Genomic DNA, 16,426 nt, shown 5'->3' with positions numbered 1-16,426 from the left:
CCTCACCCGGCGGGGGGCTTTTGCGTTTTGCGTCCCGTCTGTCGCCCCATGGATCTTCCCAAGCTCATCCCCGGCAAGCGCTTCACCTTGCCCCGTCCGCCCGGCTCGGCCGACGCATTGCTGCTGGCCCGCCTCGCCGAGCGCGAGAAGGCCGGCCGCAAGGTCGTCGCCATCGTCACCTCGGACGCCACCGACGCCCAGCGCCTGCTCGATGAAATTCCGTTCTTCGCGCCTACGTTGCGCTGCGCGCTGTTCCCGGACTGGGAGACCCTGCCCTACGACACCTTTTCGCCACACCAGGACCTGATCAGCGAGCGCCTGGCCACGCTGTGGCGCCTGTACGCGGGCGCAGCCCAGGGCGACCCCGAGGCTGGCGTGGACGTGGTGCTGGTGCCCGCCACCACGGCGCTGTACCGCGTGGCGCCGCCCGGCTTCCTGGCCGGCACCACCTTCCAGTTCAAGGCCAAGCAGCGGCTGGACGAGGCGCGGCTCAAGTCGCAGCTGACGCTGGCCGGCTACAACCACGTGACCCAGGTCGTGAGCCCGGGCGAGTACGCGGTGCGCGGCGGGCTGATCGACCTGTTCCCCATGGGCTCGCCCGTGCCCTTCCGCGTCGACCTGTTCGACGACGAGATCGACTCGATCCGCACCTTCGATCCCGACAGCCAGCGCAGCCTGTACCCCGTGCCCGAGGTGCGGCTGCTGCCCGGCCGCGAGTTCCCGATGGACGACGCCGGCCGCGCACGCTTTCGCAGCCGCTGGCGCGAGCTGCTGGAGGGCGACCCCACGCGCAGCCGCATCTACAAGGACATGGGCAACGGCGTGGCCACGGCCGGCATCGAGTACTACCTGCCGCTGTTCTTCGAGGAAACGGCCACCGTCTTCGACTACCTGGGCGCCGGCGCCACCGTGGTGCTGCACGGCGACCTCGAGGCCGCGTTCCAGCGCTTCTGGCAGGACACGCGCGAGCGCCACCGCGTGCTGGTCGGGGACCCAGACCGGCCGGTGCTGCCGCCCGAGGCGCTGTTCCTGTCCAGCGAGCAGTTCTACGGCCAGGCCAATGCCCACAGCCAGCTGGCGCTGCGGCCAGTGCAGGCCGAGGCCGCCGACGCCACGCCCTATGCTGAGTTCGCGCCGCTGCCCGCGCTGTCCGTGGTGCGCGGCGCCGACGAGCCGCTCGCACGCCTGAACAGCCACCTGCGCAACACCCAGCAGCGGCTGCTGCTGCTGGCCGAGTCCGACGGCCGGCGCGAGAGCCTGCTGGACTTCGTGCGCGCCAGCCAGCTGCAGCCCCCCGTGTTCGACAGCCTGGCCGAGTTCCAGGCCAGCGACGAGCGCCTGGGCATGGCGACGGGCGCGCTGGGCGTCGGCTTCTCCTGGCTCGAAGGCGGCATCGACCTCGTCACCGAGACCGAGCTGTTCGCGGCCGGCCCGACCGCGCGCCGCCGGCGCAAGCAGGAACAGGTCAGCGACGTCGAAGCGCTGATCAAGGACCTGGCCGAGCTCAACGTGGGCGACCCCGTGGTGCACGCCGCGCACGGCATCGGCCGCTACCTGGGCCTCGTGAACCTGGACCTGGGCCAGGGCAGCACCGAGTTCCTGCACCTCGAATACGCCGACAAGGCCGCGCTCTACGTGCCGGTCAGCCAGCTGCACCTGATCAGCCGCTACACGGGCGTCAGCGCGGCCGAGGCGCCGCTGCACAAGCTCGGCTCTGGCCAGTGGGACAAGGCACGCCGCCGCGCCGCCGAGCAGGTGCGCGACGCCGCGGCCGAGCTGCTCAACATCTACGCGCGCCGCGCCGCGCGCGAGGGCCATGCCTTCCGCTACTCGCCGCAGGACTACGAAGCCTTCGCCAACGACTTCGGCTTCGACGAGACGGCCGACCAGAAGGCCGCCATCCACGCCGTGATCCAGGACATGATCTCGCCCCAGCCCATGGACCGCCTGGTCTGCGGCGACGTGGGCTTCGGCAAGACCGAGGTGGCGCTGCGCGCGGCCTTCGTTGCCGTCACGGGTGGCAAGCAGGTGGCCTTCCTCGCGCCGACCACGCTGCTGGCCGAGCAGCACTACCAGACGCTGGTGGACCGTTTCTCCAAGTGGCCCGTGAAGATCGTCGAGATGAGCCGCTTCCGCTCGGCCAAGGAGATCGCGGCCGCGGGCAAGGGCCTGGAAGACGGCAGCGTGGACATCGTCGTCGGCACGCACAAGCTGCTCAGCGCCTCGGTCAAGTTCAAGAACCTGGGCCTGCTCATCATCGACGAGGAGCACCGTTTCGGCGTGCGCCACAAGGAGGCCATGAAGGCCATGCGCGCCGAGGTCGACGTGCTCACGCTGACGGCCACGCCGATCCCGCGCACACTGGGCATGGCGCTCGAAGGCCTGCGCGACCTGTCGGTCATCGCCACCGCGCCGCAGCGCCGCCTGGCCATCAAGACCTTCGTGCGCAGCGAGAACAACGGCGTGATCCGCGAAGCCGTGTTGCGCGAGCTCAAGCGCGGTGGCCAGGTCTACTTCCTGCACAACGAGGTCGAGACCATCGAGAACCGGCGCGCCAAGCTGGAGGAACTGCTGCCCGAGGCGCGCATCGCGGTCGCCCACGGCCAGATGCCCGAACGCCAGTTGGAAGCCGTGATGCGCGACTTCACGGCCCAGCGCAGCAACCTCCTGCTGTGCTCGACCATCATCGAGACCGGCATCGACGTGCCGACCGCCAACACCATCGTCATGAGCCGCGCCGACAAGTTCGGCCTGGCGCAGCTGCACCAGCTGCGCGGCCGCGTGGGCCGCAGCCACCACCAGGCCTATGCCTACCTCATGGTGCCGGACATCGAGGGCCTGACCAAGCAGGCATCTCAGCGGCTCGAGGCCATCCAGCAGATGGAGGAGTTGGGCTCGGGCTTCTACCTGGCCATGCACGACCTGGAGATCCGCGGCGCCGGCGAGGTGCTGGGCGAAAACCAGAGCGGCAACATGCTGGAGGTGGGCTTCCAGCTCTACAACGAGATGCTGTCCGAGGCCGTGCGCAGCCTCAAGGAAGGCAAGGAGCCCGACCTGCTGTCGCCGCTGTCGGTCACGACCGAGATCAACCTGCACGCCCCCGCCCTGCTACCCGACGACTACTGCGGCGACGTGCACCTGCGCCTGTCGTTCTACAAGAAGCTGGCGACGGCCAAGACCGCCGACCAGGTCGACATCCTGCTGGAAGAGATCGTCGACCGCTTCGGCAAGCTGCCGACGCAGGCCCAGACGCTGATCGACGTGCACCGGCTGCGCGTGCTCGCGCGGCCCTACGGCGTGGTCAAGGTCGATGCGGCGCCCGGCGTGATCCACATCACGTTCAAGCCCGACGCACCGATCGAGCCCATGCGCATCATCGAGCTGATCCAGAAGAACAAGCACATCAAGCTCGTGGGCAACGAGAAGCTGCGCATCGAGCGCGAACTGCCCGAACCCAAGGACCGCGCCCAGATGGTGCGCGACGTGCTGCGCCACCTGGGCAAGCCCGTCGCGCAAGCGGCCTGAACCCTTCACAAAGAACTGCATGACTGCATCCACCTTCGCGCCCGGCCTCGTGGTCCGCGGCTTCACGCCACCGCTCGCACTGTCCGACTTCAAGCTCATCGCGTTCGACATGGACTCGACGCTGATCAACATCGAGTGCATCGACGAGATCGCCGACGCGGTCGGCAAGAAGGCCGAGGTCGCGGCCATCACCGAGGCCACGATGCGTGGCGAGATCAAGGACTTCAAAGAAAGCCTCACGCGCCGCGTGGCGCTGCTGCAAGGCGTGCCGGTGGCCGCGCTGCAGCAGGTCTACGACGAACGCCTGCGCCTGAACCCCGGCGCCAGCGAACTCGTGGCCGCCTGCAAGGCGGCCGGCCTCAAGGTGTTGCTGGTCTCGGGCGGCTTCACCTTCTTCGCCAACCGCGTGCGTGACCGTCTGGGCATCGACTTCACGCGCTCCAACCTGCTGGACGAGGCCGACGGCGCGCTGACCGGCCGCGTCGTGCCGCAGGCCTGGGGCGACATCTGCGATGGTGCCGAGAAGCGCCGCACCTTGCTGGAGGTGGCCTCTCTGCTGGGCGCTGCGCCGCAGCAATGCATCGCGGTCGGCGATGGCGCCAACGACCTGCCGATGATGGGAGAGGCTGGCCTGTCGGTGGCCTACCACGCCAAGCCCAAGGTCCGCGAGCAGGCCATGGTCTCCATCGAAGCCGGCGGCCTGGACCGGCTGCTCGAACTGCTGCGCGGCTGAGGGCGCGCCCCGCACGGCGGGCGCGGGGACACCATTCTGCAGGCCCATCGACGCCCGTGTCGAAAGGGTTTTGGAAGTCCCGCAACACCACGCTTATTTGTTTTCTTGTGCCTGGCGGGGAAGGACTATGATGGTTCGAACCTTCTTGCCAAACGCCCCTCAAAGCGTTGACAGCTGTTCCCAATCCACAGGAGAAACGATGTCGATCTTTGCCCGTTACCAGGACCGATTCGAAGCCGCCCAGGAAGAGGAAATGTCGGTCCAGGAATACCTGGAGTTGTGCAAGCGCGATCCGACCGCGTATGCGAGCGTTGCCGAGCGCATGCTGCTCGCGATCGGCGAATCGGAGCTGGTAGACACGCGTTCCGACCCCCGCATGTCGCGCATCTTCGCCAACAAGATGATCCGCGTGTACCCCGCCTTCCGCGACCTGTACGGCATGGAAGAGGTGATCGAGAGCATCGTCTCGTACTTTCGCCACGCGGCCCAGGGTCTGGAAGAAAAGAAGCAGGTGCTGTACCTGCTGGGCCCGGTGGGCGGCGGCAAGTCGTCCCTCGCCGAGCGACTCAAGTACCTCATCGAGAAGGTGCCGTTCTACGCGATCAAGGGCTCGCCGGTGCACGAGTCGCCGCTGGGCCTGTTCGATGCGAACGAAGACGCCGGCATCCTCGAAGGCGACTACGGCATCCCGCGCCGCTACCTGTCCACCATCATGAGCCCCTGGGCGGTCAAGCGGCTGCAGGAGTTCGGCGGCGACATCACCAAGTTCCGCGTGGTCAAGATCCGACCCTCGGTGCTCAAGCAGATCGCCGTGTCCAAGACCGAGCCCGGCGACGAGAACAACCAGGACATCTCGGCACTGGTCGGCAAGATCGACATCCGCAAGCTCGAGACCTATTCGCAGGACGACCCGGACGCCTACTCCTACTCGGGCGGCCTGTGCCTGTCCAACCGTGGCGTGCTCGAGTTCGTGGAGATGTTCAAGGCGCCGATCAAGGTGCTGCACCCGCTGCTGACCGCCACGCAGGAAGGCAACTACAAGGGGACGGAAGGCTTCGGCGCGATCCCGTTCGACGGCCTGATCCTGGCCCACTCGAACGAGGCCGAGTGGCAGGCCTTCCGCAACAACCGCAACAACGAGGCCTTCCTCGACCGGATCTACATCGTCAAGGTGCCCTACTGCCTGCGCGTGGCCGACGAGATCAAGATCTACGAGAAGCTGGTCGTCAACTCCTCGCTGGCGCAGGCGCCTTGCGCGCCCGACACGCTGCGCATGCTGGCCCAGTTCTCGGTGCTGTCGCGGCTGAAGGAACCTGAGAACTCGAGCATCTTCTCCAAAATGCGCGTGTACGACGGCGAGAACCTCAAGGACACCGACCCGCGCGCCAAGAGCTTCCAGGAGTACCGCGACTTCGCCGGTGTCGACGAAGGCATGACCGGCCTGTCCACGCGCTTCGCGTTCAAGATCCTGTCGCGCGTGTTCAACTTCGACCACCGCGAAGTGGCGGCCAACCCCGTGCACCTGATGTACGTGCTGGAGCAGCAGATCGAGCAGGAGCAGTTCCCGCCAGAGGTCGGCGAGAAGTACCTGCGCTACATCAAGGAGTTCCTGTCGCCGCGCTACGCGGAGTTCATCGGCAAGGAGATCCAGACCTCCTACCTGGAGAGCTACTCCGAGTACGGCCAGAACATCTTCGACCGCTATGTGGTGTATGCCGACTTCTGGATCCAGGACCAGGAGTACCGCGACCCGAACACGGGCGAGATCCTGGACCGTGGCGCGCTCAACGACGAACTCGAGAAGATCGAGAAGCCCGCCGGCATCTCCAATCCCAAGGACTTCCGCAACGAGGTCGTCAACTTCGTGCTGCGCGCACGGGCCCGGCAGGACGGCAAGAATCCGGCCTGGACTTCGTACGAGAAGCTGCGCGCCGTGATCGAGAAGAAGATGTTCTCGAACACCGAGGAGCTGCTGCCCGTGATCTCCTTCAATGCCAAGGCCAGCGGCGAGGAGCAGAAGAAGCATGCGGACTTCGTGAACCGCATGATCACCAAGGGCTACACCGAAAAGCAGGTGCGCCTGCTCTGCGAGTGGTATCTGCGCGTACGCAAGTCCTCGTGAGAAAGGCCTTAGATGACCGTGCGCATCGTCGACCGGCGTAACGACAGCAAGAACAAGAGTTCGGTCAACCGCAGCCGTTTCATCCGGCGCTTCAAGGGCCAGATCCGCAAGGCCGTGTCCGACGCGATCAACAAGCGCGGCCTCAAGGACCTGGACGAAGGCGAGAAGATCGGCATCCCCGGCAAGGACATCGACGAGCCCCAGTTCGAGCACGGGCGCGGCGGCGTCTGGGACGCGGTGCGGCCCGGCAACGACCGCTTCAACGCGGGCGACCAGGTCGACCGGCCCAAGGGCGGGGGCGGCGGGGGCGGCGGCAAGGGCCAGGCCAGCAACGAGGGCGAAGGCCTCGACGAGTTCGTCTTCACGCTGACCAAGGACGAGTTCCTGGACATCTTCTTCGACGAGATGGCCCTGCCCAACCTCGTCAAGCAGCAGCTGGCCCAGATCGAGCAGTTCAAGCGCACGCGTGCGGGCTTCGTGCAGACCGGCGTGCCGACCAACGTGAACCTCACGCGCACCATGCGCGGCGCGGCCGGCCGGCGCGTGGCCATCGGCGGGCCCTACCTGAGCCAGCTGCGCGCGCTCGAGAAGGAACTGGCCGAGCTGCGCGAGAAGTTGCCCGAGGACGATCCCGAGGTCGAACGCGTGCGCAAGGAGATCACCAAGCTGCGCGCCAAGATCGACCAGATCCCTTTCGTCGACACCTTCGACCTGCGCTACAACAACCGTGTGAAGACGCCCAAGCCGTCCACGCAGGCCGTGATGTTCTGCCTGCTCGACGTGTCGGGCTCCATGGACGAGGGCCGCAAGAACGTGGCCAAGCGCTTCTTCATGCTGCTGTACCTGTTCCTCAACCGGAACTACGAGCACATCGAGGTGGTCTTCATCCGCCACCACACGGTGGCCAGCGAGGTCAGCGAGGAGGATTTCTTCACCTCGCGCGAGTCCGGCGGCACGGTGGTCTCCAGCGCGCTGACGCTCATGCATGAGATCATCGCGGCGCGCTACCCCAGCAGCCTGTGGAACATCTACGGCGCCCAGGCCTCGGACGGCGACAACTGGCACGACGACTCGCCGCGCTGCCGCGAGATCCTCGGAAACCAGATCCTCGAACTGACGCAGTACTTCGCCTACATCGAGATCACCGACGGCCCGCCGCAAAATCTCTGGGAGGAGTACCTCAAGCTCCAGGAAGCCCATGCCGGCCGCTTCGCGATGCAACGCATCGCCAATCTGGCCGACATCTACCCCGTGTTCCGAGAACTCTTCAAGCGTCGCGCTTGATCGTCAGGGAGTGACATGACCCCGGCCCAGTTCAAACCCCTTCCCGCCGGCTCGGAGTGGACCTTCGAGGCGATCGAGGAGTACGACGAAGCCATCGCGCGCGTGGCGCGCGACTACGGGCTGGACACCTATCCGCACCAGATCGAGGTGATCAGCGCCGAGCAGATGATGGACGCCTATGCCTCCATCGGCATGCCGGTCTACTACCACCACTGGTCGTTCGGCAAGCATTTCCTGGCCACCGAGAACCGCTACAAGCGCGGGCAGATGGGTTTGGCGTACGAGATCGTCATCAACTCCAACCCCTGCATCGCCTACCTGATGGACGAGAACACGCTGCCCATGCAGGCACTCGTGATCGCCCACGCGGCCTATGGCCACAACTCGTTCTTCAAGGGCAACCACCTGTTCCGGCAATGGACCAGTGCCGACGCCATCGTCGACTACCTGGTGTTCGCCAAGAACTACATCGCGCAGTGCGAGGAGCGCCATGGCGTGGAGGCCGTGGAGCGGCTGGTGGATGCCTGCCATGCACTGACCAACGTGGGCGTGGACCGCTACAAGCGCTCGCCGCGCCTGTCGCTCGAGAAGGAAACGCTGCGCCAGAAGGAGCGCGAGGAGTACCTGCAGGCCCAGGTCAACGACCTGTGGCGCACGCTGCCGCCGCGGCACGAGGCCGAGCAGCAGGCCAAGGAGGAGCGCTTCCCCAAGGAGCCTGAAGAGAACCTGCTGTACTTCATCGAGAAGCACGCGCCGCTGCTGGAGCCCTGGCAGCGCGAGGTGGTGCGCATCGTGCGCAAGATCGGCCAGTACTTCTATCCGCAGCGCCAGACCCAGGTCATGAACGAAGGCTGGGCCACCTACTGGCACTACACCATCCTGAACACGCTGTACGACCAGGGGCAGCTGTCGGACGGCTTCATGATGGAGTTCCTGCAGTCCCACACCAACGTGGTCTACCAGCCGCCCTACAACAGCCAGCACTTCTCGGGCATCAACGTCTACGCGCTGGGCTTTGCGATGTGGCGCGACATCCGCCGCATCTGCGAGGAGCCGACCGCCGAAGACCGCGCCTGGTTCCCCGACTTCGCCGGCTCGGACTGGCGCAAGACCTTCGACTTCGCGATGCAGAACTTCAAGGACGAAAGCTTCGTCGCGCAGTTCCTGTCGCCCAAGGTCATGCGCGACTTCCGCCTGTTCTCGGTGCTCGACGACGACAGCCGCAGCAAGCTGGAGATCCAGGCCATCCACGACGAGAACGGCTACCGCGCACTGCGACGCCAGTTGGCCGAGCAGTACGACCTGGGCAGCCGCGAGCCCAACATCCAGGTCTGGAACGTCGACCTGCGCGGCGACCGTTCGCTGACGCTGCGCCACTTCGCGCACCAGCGCCGCCCGCTCGGCGATTCGGCCGCCACCATGCTCTCGCACCTGGGCACCCTGTGGGGCTTCAACGTGCGGCTCGAACGCCAGAACGCCGACGGCTCGGTCGAGCCTGTGGCCGAGCACCGCCAGGACCGCCGCAGGCGCGCATCCGACCCGGCCTGAAGCCCCCGCTGCCCCGTCCGGCCGGTTCCGTGGAACTTCGGCCGCGCGCGCTCGTCTACTTGCAGTTCTCAGCCAACAGCCAGGAGCCCCGATGCGACGATTGAACGTGAACGGAGTGCAACGCGAGGTCGATGTCGAAGACGACACCCCTCTCCTATGGGTGCTGCGCGAGCAGCTCGGCCTGACCGGCACCAAGTACGGCTGCGGCATCGCGGCTTGCGGGGCCTGCACCGTGCACCTGGACGGCGTGCCCACGCGCAGTTGCGTGCGGCCGGTCTCCACCATCGAGCCGACCGAGAAGATCGTGACCATCGAGGGCCTGTCGCCCGATGGCTCCCACCCGGTGCAAAAGGCCTGGGTGGCGCTGGACGTGCCGCAGTGCGGCTTCTGCCAGTGCGGCATGGTCATGGCCGCGAGCGCATTGCTCAAGACCAAGCCCAACCCCAGCGACCAGGACATCGACGAGGCCATCACCAACATCTGCCGCTGCGGCACCTACAACCGGGTGCGCGCCGCGATCAAGGCCGTCGCCCAGGGCAGCACCAAGTCGGCCGGCCTGTCGATCCGGCATGTGGACGGGAGCGTGACATGAACGTCGCCACCCTCACCCCCGCCCCCACCCGCCGCCGTTTCATCGGCGGTACCGCCGCGACGGCCGGCGCGCTGGTCGTCGGTTTCCACATCCCCCGCAAGAGCCTGGCGCAGACGCCACTGCCCGACGAGGTCAACGCCTGGGTCGTCGTGAAGCCCGACGACACCGTGGTCGTTCGCATCGCGCGCTCCGAGATGGGCCAGGGCACGCTGACGGGCCTGGCGCAGCTGGTGGCCGACGAGCTGGACTGCGACTGGGCCAAGGTCACGACCGAATACCCCACGCCGGGCCAGAACCTCGCGCGCCAGCGCGCCTGGGGCAACTTCTCCACGGGCGGCAGCCGCGGCATCCGCGAGTCGCACGACTACGTGCGCAAGGGCGGCGCCGTCGCGCGCGTGATGCTGGTTCAGGCCGCGGCCGACGGCTGGAAGGTGCCGGCAGCCGAATGCCGCGCGGCCAAAAGCGTGATCACGCACCAGCCCACGGGCCGCACGACCACCTACGGCAAGGTGGCCGCTGCCGCCGGCAAGCTCAAGCCGCCGGCCGACGTGCCGCTCAAGGATCCCAAGGACTGGCAGCTCATCGGCAAGCGGCTGGCGCGGCTGGACACGGTGGAGAAGGTCACGGGCAAGCAGGTCTACGGCATGGACCTCAAGATGCCCGGCCTGCTGAATGCCGCGATCAAGGCCTGCCCCGTGTTCGGCGGCACGCTCAAGTCCTTCGACGCGGCGGCCGTGGAGAAGCGGCGTGGCGTGCAGAAGGTCGTGCGCGTGGGCGACAACGCCGTGGCCGTCGTGGCCGACACCTGGTGGCGCGCCAAGACCGCGCTGGACGCCCTGCCCGTCGAATGGGACTTCGGCCAACACGCCCAGGCCTCCAGCGCCGGCTTCGCCGAGGTGCTGAGGGCTGGCCTCACGGCCGAGCAAGCGGTCGTGGGCAACAGCAACGGCGACGCCAAGGCCGCGCTGGCCGGCGCCGCGCGCCGCATCGAGGCCACCTACAGCTACCCGCACCAGAACCACGCGACCATGGAGACCATGAACGCGACGGCGCGCTGGACGCCGGAGCGCTGCGAGGTCTGGACGCCCACGCAGAACGGCGAGGCCGCGCTGGCCGCCGCAGCCGAAGCCGCCGGCCTGCCACCGGCGCAGTGCGAGGTCTACAAGATCCACCTGGGGGGCGGCTTCGGCCGCCGCGGCGCCGTGCACGACTGGGTGCGCCAGTCCGTGGCGATTGCCAGGCAGATGCCCGGCGTGCCGGTCAAGCTGATCTGGTCGCGCGAGGAGGACATGCAGCACGGCCTGTACCACCCGGTCACGCAGTGCCGCTTGGTGGCAGGGCTGGACGCCAAGGGCGAACTGCAGGCCTTGCACATGCGCATTTCGGGCCAGTCCATCGTGGCCGGCATCTTTCCTCAGAACATCAAGGACGGCCGCGATCCCGTGGTGTTCCAGGGCCTCAATGCGCCGGGGCCCGAGGCCTCGATCGGCTACAGCGTGCCGCACTTGCTGGTCGACCACGCCATGCGCAACCCGCATGTGCCGCCGGGCTTCTGGCGCGGCGTGAACCTGAACCAGAACGCGATCTACCTGGAGTCCTTCATCGACGAGATCGCGCACGCGACGAAGCAGGACCCCCTGGCGCTGCGGCGCAAGCTCATGGCCCAGCACCCCAAGCACCTGGCCGTGCTCAATGCCGTGGCCGAGCGCGTGGGCTGGGACAAGCCGGCGCCGGCCGGGCGCTTCCGCGGCCTGGCGCAGACCATGGGCTTCGGCAGCTACGTGGCGGCCTGCGCCGAGGTCTCGGTCAGCGACGACGGCAAGCTCAAGGTGCACCGCATCGTCGCGGCCACCGACCCGGGCTACGCCGTCAACCCGCAGCAGATCGAGGCCCAGGTCGAGGGCTCCTTCGCCTACGGCCTGTCGGCCGCGCTGTACGGCGAGTGCACGGTCAAGGACGGCCGCATCGAGCAGGACAACTTCGCCACCTACCCTGTTCTGAAGATGGACGAGATGCCGGCCGTGGAGACCGTGATCGTGCCCTCGGGTGGCTTCTGGGGCGGGGTCGGCGAGCCGACCATCGCGGTGGCGGCGCCGGCCGTGCTCAACGCCATCTTCGCGGCCACGGGCAAGCGCATCCGCACGCTGCCGCTCAAGAACCACGATCTCAAGAAGGCCTGATGCGCGGGCTCCTGCCGCTGCTGCTGGCAGGCGCGGCGGTCGCCCAGCCGCTGGCGCCCTACACCATCGAAGGCGATGCCATCGCGGCGCCGCTCGCGGGCCTGGCCGGCGATGCCGCACGCGGCCGCGCCATCGTGGCCAACCGGCAGCTGGGCCTGTGCCTGCTGTGCCATGGTGCGCCGATCCCGGAGGAGCGCTTCCAGGGCGACCTGGCGCCGAACCTGGCGGGAGCCGGCACCCGCTGGCGCCCTGGCCAGCTGCGGCTGCGGCTGGTGGAGCCGCAGCGCCTGGTGCCCGGCACCATCATGCCAGCCTACCACCGCACCGAGGGCCTGCAGCAGGTGGGCGCGGCCTGGCGCGGCAAGCCGCTGCTGGACGCGCAGCAGATCGAGGACGTGGTGGCCTACCTGTCCAGCCTCAAGGAGTGATGTCTTGACCGTCTTCGACCCGCAACGCCGCCACGCCCTGGCGCTGGGCACGGGCCTGGCCGCCAGCCTGGTCGTGCGCCCAGGCATGGCCGCCACGGGCGACCTGGCGGCTGCCATCGCCACCTTCACCGGCGGCCGCACACCCGAGCCCGGCCGCGTGCGGCTGGACATCTCCACGCTGGTGGAGAACGGCAACGCCGTGCCCGTCACGCTGTCGGTCGACGGGGGCATCGCGCTGCCGCAGCTGCGCAGCCTGGCACTGTTCAACGAGCGCAACCCGCAGCGCGACGTGGCGCGCTTTCGCTTCGGCCCGGCTTCGGGCCGGGCCTGGGCCGCGACACGCATCCGCCTGGCCACCTCGCAGAAACTCGTGGCGGTGGCCCTGCTGGAGGACGGCTCGGCCTTCTCGCACACCGTGGACGTGGTGGTCACGTTGGCCGCCTGCATCGAATAGAGGAATTCGCATGGCCCGTACCCTGATCCACGTCCCGCCCAGCGTGCGCCGCGGCGAGCCCTTCGAGGTGCGCACCACGATCGCCCACCCGATGGAAACCGGCTACCGCCCCGACGAGAACGGCCGCGTGCTGCCGCGCGACATCGTCACACGCTTGCAGTGCACGCTGGACGGCGCGCTGGTCTTCAGCGCCGACCTGTACCCCGCCATCGCGGCCAACCCCTACATGGCCTTCCAGGTGCGCGCCGAGCGCAGCGGAGAGTTGCGCATCACCTGGGAGGGCGACAAGGGCTTCTCGCAGACCGAGACCGTCGCCGTGCGCGTCGAATGAGGGCCTGGCTCGCACTGCTGCTGGTGTGCACATCCGCCGGCGCGCAGCAGGCGCGTTCGGGGCTGGACTTCATGGGCCCGACGACGCAGGCCATGCAGCGTGACGACAGCCAGAACCCCGCCATGCTGTGGCTGCACGAAGGCCAGGCGCTCTGGCACAGGCCCGAGGGCCGCGACCAGCGCAGCTGCATGTCCTGCCATGGCGACGCCAGCCAGTCCATGCGCGGCGTGGCCACACGCTACCCGGCCTTCGACCAGGCCAGCCAGGGCCCGCTCAACCTGTCCCAGCGCATCCTGCAGTGCCGGGTGCGGTACCAGCAGGCCGCGCCCTGGGCACCCGAGAGCGAACTGCTGCTGAGCCTGGAGACCTATGTCGCGCAGCAGTCGCGCGGCTTGCCGATCGCGCCCAACGAAGACCCGCGGCTGGCGCCGTTCACGGCGCGCGGCCAGGCCGCGTACACCCGCCGCATCGGCCAGCTCGACATGTCCTGTGCCCAATGCCATGACGGCGCCTGGGACCGCAAGCTGGCCGGCAACCCCATCACCCAGGGCCAGGCAACGGGCTATCCAATCTACCGGCTCGAATGGCAGGGCATGGGCTCGCTGCAGCGCCGGCTGCGCAACTGCATGACGGGCGTGCGGGCGCAGGCCCCCCTGTTCGGCGCGGCCGAACTGGTGGAGTTGGAGCTGTATCTGGCGCAGCGCGCGCGGGGCTTGCCGCTGGAGACGCCGGCCGTGCGGCCCTGACGATGAAGCCACGCGACGCGGTGGTTTTGGCCGCGCAACGCTGCCCGCCGACCACAATAGCTGCCATGCCCCTGCACCGTCGCCGCTGCCTGTTCCTCACCTTCGCCGCGCTCCCGGCCATCGGCCAAGCGGGCTTCAACTTCTTCACGGGCGAGTACACCGCCAGCCATGCCGAGCTGCAAGCGCTCGTGGAGAAGCAGTTCCCGCTCGAGCAGCGCTATGCCGAGATCTTCCGCGTGCGCCTGCAGGACCCGCGCCTGGGCCTGAATGCGCCGGTCCAGCGCACAGGCCTCACGGCCGCGCTGACCATCGCCAGCCCCTGGCTGCGCGGCGGCCAGGTCGGCGGCACCGTGGCCCTGAGCAGCGCGCTGCGCTGGGACGCCGCCGCGCGCGCATTGCGGCTGGACCGGCCCAGCGTGGAGCACCTGGAATTGCAGGGCCTGGCCGGCGGCGATGCCGAGCGGCTGCGCCGCATCGCCGCCGTGGTCGCGCAGGAGTTGCTGCACGACCATGTGCTGCGCAGCTTCACCAGGGAAGAGATGACCGTGGGCCTGAAAACCTACGAGGTCGGCGCGATCACGGTGCTGGACGAGGGCATCAAGATCCAGCTGGAATGACCGCATGAAAAGGGGCCGCACGTGGCGGCCCTCGCACATGCGCGCGAACGCGTCACTTCCTGACCGGCGGCAGGTCCGTGCAGGTGCCGTGCGCCACCTCGGCCGCCATGCCGATGCTCTCGCCCAGCGTGGGGTGCGGATGGATGGTCTTGCCGATGTCGATTTCGTCGGCGCCCATCTCGATGGCCAGCGCAATCTCGCCAACCATGTCGCCCGCGTGCGTGCCGACGATGCCGCCACCCAGGATGCGGTGCGTCTCGGCGTCGAACAGCAACTTGGTAAAGCCTTCGTCGCGCGTGTTGGCAATCGCCCGGCCCGAGGCCGTCCACGGGAAATGGCCCTTCTTGACCTTGATGCCCTCGGCCTTGGCCTGGTCCTCGGTCAGGCCGACCCAGGCGACCTCGGGGTCGGTGTAGGCCACGCTGGGGATCACGCGGGCGTTGAAGGCCGCGCTCAGCAGTTCCTTGTCGCCCTTTTGCTCGCCGGCGATGACCTCGGCCGCCACATGCGCCTCGTGCACGGCCTTGTGTGCCAGCATGGGCTGCCCCACGATGTCGCCGATCGCGAAGATGTGCGGCACGTTGGTGCGCATCTGGATGTCGACCGGGATGAAGCCGCGATCGCTCACCGCGACGCCAGCCTTCTCGGCGCCGATCTTCTTGCCGTTGGGCGTGCGGCCCACGGCCTGCAGCACGAGGTCGTAGACCTGCGGCTCCTTGGGTGCGTTGGCGCCTTCGAACATGACCTTGATGCCCTCCTTGGTCGCCTCGGCGCCCACGGTCTTGGTGGAGGTCATGATGTTGTCGAAGCGCGGCGCGTTCATCTTCTGCCAGACCTTGACGAGGTCGCGGTCGGCGCCCTGCATGAGGCCGTCCAGCATTTCCACCACGTCCAGGCGCGCGCCCAGCGTGGAGTAGACCGTGCCCATCTCCAGGCCGATGATGCCGCCGCCCAGGATCAGCATGCGCTTGGGATCGGTCGCCAGGTCCAGCGCGCCGGTGGAGTCGACCACGCGCGGATCGCCCTTGGGCATGAACGGCAGGTGCACGGCCTGCGAGCCGGCCGCGATGATGCAGTGGCGGAACCTGATGACCTGCTTCTTGCCCGAGAGCTCCTGGCCGCTGCCGGAGGTCTCCTGCACTTCCAGGTGGTGCGGGTCGATGAAGCTGCCGACGCCACGCACGGTGGTCACCTTGCGCATCTTGGCCATGGCCGTGAGGCCACCCGTCAGCTTGCCGACCACCTTGTTCTTGTGCGCGAGCAGCTTGGCGCGGTCGACCTTGGGGGCGCCGTAGTCGATGCCCAGATCGGCGAAGTGCTTGACCTCGTCCATCACGGCGGCCACGTGCAGCAGCGCCTTGGACGGGATGCAGCCCACGTTCAGGCAGACACCGCCCAGCGTCGCGTAGCGCTCCACGAGCACGGTCTTCATGCCGAGGTCGGCGCTGCGGAAGGCGGCTGAGTAGCCGCCGGGGCCGGCGCCCAGGACCAGCGTGTCGCACTCCAGGTCGACGCCGCCGCCGTAGCTGCCGGCAGCTTGCGGGGCAGGCGTCGGTGCGGCGGCCGGGGCCGCCGGTGCAGCAGCAGGTGCCGGCGCGGGTGCGGCAGCAGTGGCTTCGCCTTCGGCTTCCAGCGTCAGCACGACCGAGCCTTCGGCGACCTTGTCGCCCACGGCCACCTTGAGCGCGGTGACCTTGCCACCGTGGCTGGACGGAATCTCCATCGAGGCCTTGTCGCTCTCCACCGTGATCAGCGACTGCTCGGGCTTGATGGTGTCGCCCACCTTGACCAGCAGTTCGATGACGGCGACCTCGCTGAAGTCGCCGATGTCCGGAACCTTGATGTCGATGCTTGCCATGAATCTCT

General features: G+C 68.1%; 13 protein-coding genes. 12 read left to right on the top strand and 1 reads right to left on the bottom strand.

Annotation, left to right across the window (positions count from 1 at the left end; translation table 11 throughout):
* Positions 1 to 48 precede the first annotated feature (48 nt).
* The 12 genes from mfd (at position 49) to ASF45_RS05895 (ending at position 14,560) form a co-directional block, all read left to right on the top strand.
* Positions 49 to 3,525, top strand: a complete 3,477-nt coding sequence (gene mfd, locus ASF45_RS05950) for a transcription-repair coupling factor (RefSeq protein ID WP_056658576.1) — start codon at positions 49 to 51, stop codon at positions 3,523 to 3,525.
* Positions 3,526 to 3,544: 19 nt separating this feature from the next.
* Positions 3,545 to 4,258 (top strand): phosphoserine phosphatase SerB, encoded by a 714-nt coding sequence (gene serB / locus ASF45_RS05945; RefSeq protein WP_056658570.1) that lies wholly within the window; start codon positions 3,545 to 3,547, stop codon positions 4,256 to 4,258.
* Between the two features lie 199 nt (positions 4,259 to 4,457).
* A complete protein-coding gene (locus tag ASF45_RS05940; protein ID WP_056658567.1) occupies positions 4,458 to 6,380 on the top strand; it encodes a PrkA family serine protein kinase in 1,923 nt (640 codons plus the stop codon).
* Positions 6,381 to 6,392: 12 nt separating this feature from the next.
* Positions 6,393 to 7,664 carry a YeaH/YhbH family protein gene (locus tag ASF45_RS05935; protein ID WP_056658562.1) on the top strand — a complete coding sequence of 424 codons (1,272 nt, stop codon included), beginning with the start codon at positions 6,393 to 6,395 and terminating at the stop codon, positions 7,662 to 7,664.
* Positions 7,665 to 7,679: 15 nt separating this feature from the next.
* Entirely contained in the window at positions 7,680 to 9,212 is a 1,533-nt protein-coding gene (locus tag ASF45_RS05930) for a SpoVR family protein (RefSeq protein WP_056658556.1), read from the top strand.
* A 91-nt stretch (positions 9,213 to 9,303) separates the two neighbouring features.
* Positions 9,304 to 9,804, top strand: coding sequence for a (2Fe-2S)-binding protein (locus tag ASF45_RS05925; RefSeq protein ID WP_056658553.1), 501 nt, complete (start codon positions 9,304 to 9,306; stop codon positions 9,802 to 9,804).
* On the top strand, positions 9,801 to 11,984 hold the full coding sequence (locus ASF45_RS05920) for a molybdopterin cofactor-binding domain-containing protein (RefSeq protein WP_056658550.1): 2,184 nt from the start codon (positions 9,801 to 9,803) through the stop codon (positions 11,982 to 11,984). Before ASF45_RS05925 ends, ASF45_RS05920 begins: the two co-directional genes overlap by 4 nt.
* The gene (gene soxX, locus ASF45_RS05915) at positions 11,984 to 12,412 is read left to right on the top strand and encodes a sulfur oxidation c-type cytochrome SoxX (RefSeq protein WP_056658546.1); all 429 of its coding nucleotides are present in this window, start codon (positions 11,984 to 11,986) and stop codon (positions 12,410 to 12,412) included. Before ASF45_RS05920 ends, soxX begins: the two co-directional genes overlap by 1 nt.
* Positions 12,413 to 12,416: 4 nt before the next feature.
* Complete coding sequence (locus tag ASF45_RS05910) at positions 12,417 to 12,866, top strand: thiosulfate oxidation carrier protein SoxY (protein ID WP_056658538.1); 450 nt, start codon at positions 12,417 to 12,419, stop codon at positions 12,864 to 12,866.
* Positions 12,867 to 12,876: 10 nt separating this feature from the next.
* A complete protein-coding gene (gene soxZ, locus ASF45_RS05905; protein WP_056658531.1) occupies positions 12,877 to 13,197 on the top strand; it encodes a thiosulfate oxidation carrier complex protein SoxZ in 321 nt (106 codons plus the stop codon).
* Complete coding sequence (soxA, locus tag ASF45_RS05900) at positions 13,194 to 13,943, top strand: sulfur oxidation c-type cytochrome SoxA (RefSeq protein WP_056658527.1); 750 nt, start codon at positions 13,194 to 13,196, stop codon at positions 13,941 to 13,943. Before soxZ ends, soxA begins: the two co-directional genes overlap by 4 nt.
* 65 nt (positions 13,944 to 14,008) lie before the next feature.
* The gene (locus ASF45_RS05895; RefSeq protein WP_056658524.1) at positions 14,009 to 14,560 is read left to right on the top strand and encodes a hypothetical protein; all 552 of its coding nucleotides are present in this window, start codon (positions 14,009 to 14,011) and stop codon (positions 14,558 to 14,560) included.
* A gap of 52 nt (positions 14,561 to 14,612) precedes the next feature.
* Here the strand turns inward: ASF45_RS05895 and lpdA are convergent, their stop codons facing one another.
* Entirely contained in the window at positions 14,613 to 16,418 is a 1,806-nt protein-coding gene (gene lpdA / locus ASF45_RS05890; RefSeq protein WP_056658519.1) for a dihydrolipoyl dehydrogenase, read from the bottom strand.
* Positions 16,419 to 16,426 lie beyond the last annotated feature (8 nt).

The organism is Pseudorhodoferax sp. Leaf265, from assembly GCF_001422365.1.
Lineage (GTDB): Bacteria > Pseudomonadota > Gammaproteobacteria > Burkholderiales > Burkholderiaceae_C > Pseudorhodoferax.
The sequence above is the reverse complement of the archived record's forward strand: the minus strand, read 5'-3'. Positions and strand labels throughout refer to the sequence as shown.

Bases quoted from the DNA above. Each gene is read 5' to 3' on its own strand.
- mfd (WP_056658576.1), top strand. From the start codon at position 49: ATGGATCTTCCCAAGCTCATCCCCGGCAAGCGCTTCACCTTGCCCCGT.
- serB (WP_056658570.1), top strand. From the start codon at position 3,545: ATGACTGCATCCACCTTCGCGCCCGGCCTCGTGGTCCGCGGCTTCACG.
- ASF45_RS05940 (WP_056658567.1), top strand. From the start codon at position 4,458: ATGTCGATCTTTGCCCGTTACCAGGACCGATTCGAAGCCGCCCAGGAA.
- ASF45_RS05935 (WP_056658562.1), top strand. From the start codon at position 6,393: ATGACCGTGCGCATCGTCGACCGGCGTAACGACAGCAAGAACAAGAGT.
- ASF45_RS05930 (WP_056658556.1), top strand. From the start codon at position 7,680: ATGACCCCGGCCCAGTTCAAACCCCTTCCCGCCGGCTCGGAGTGGACC.
- ASF45_RS05925 (WP_056658553.1), top strand. From the start codon at position 9,304: ATGCGACGATTGAACGTGAACGGAGTGCAACGCGAGGTCGATGTCGAA.
- ASF45_RS05920 (WP_056658550.1), top strand. From the start codon at position 9,801: ATGAACGTCGCCACCCTCACCCCCGCCCCCACCCGCCGCCGTTTCATC.
- soxX (WP_056658546.1), top strand. From the start codon at position 11,984: ATGCGCGGGCTCCTGCCGCTGCTGCTGGCAGGCGCGGCGGTCGCCCAG.
- soxZ (WP_056658531.1), top strand. From the start codon at position 12,877: ATGGCCCGTACCCTGATCCACGTCCCGCCCAGCGTGCGCCGCGGCGAG.
- soxA (WP_056658527.1), top strand. From the start codon at position 13,194: ATGAGGGCCTGGCTCGCACTGCTGCTGGTGTGCACATCCGCCGGCGCG.
- ASF45_RS05895 (WP_056658524.1), top strand. From the start codon at position 14,009: ATGCCCCTGCACCGTCGCCGCTGCCTGTTCCTCACCTTCGCCGCGCTC.
- lpdA (WP_056658519.1), bottom strand. From the start codon at position 16,418: ATGGCAAGCATCGACATCAAGGTTCCGGACATCGGCGACTTCAGCGAG.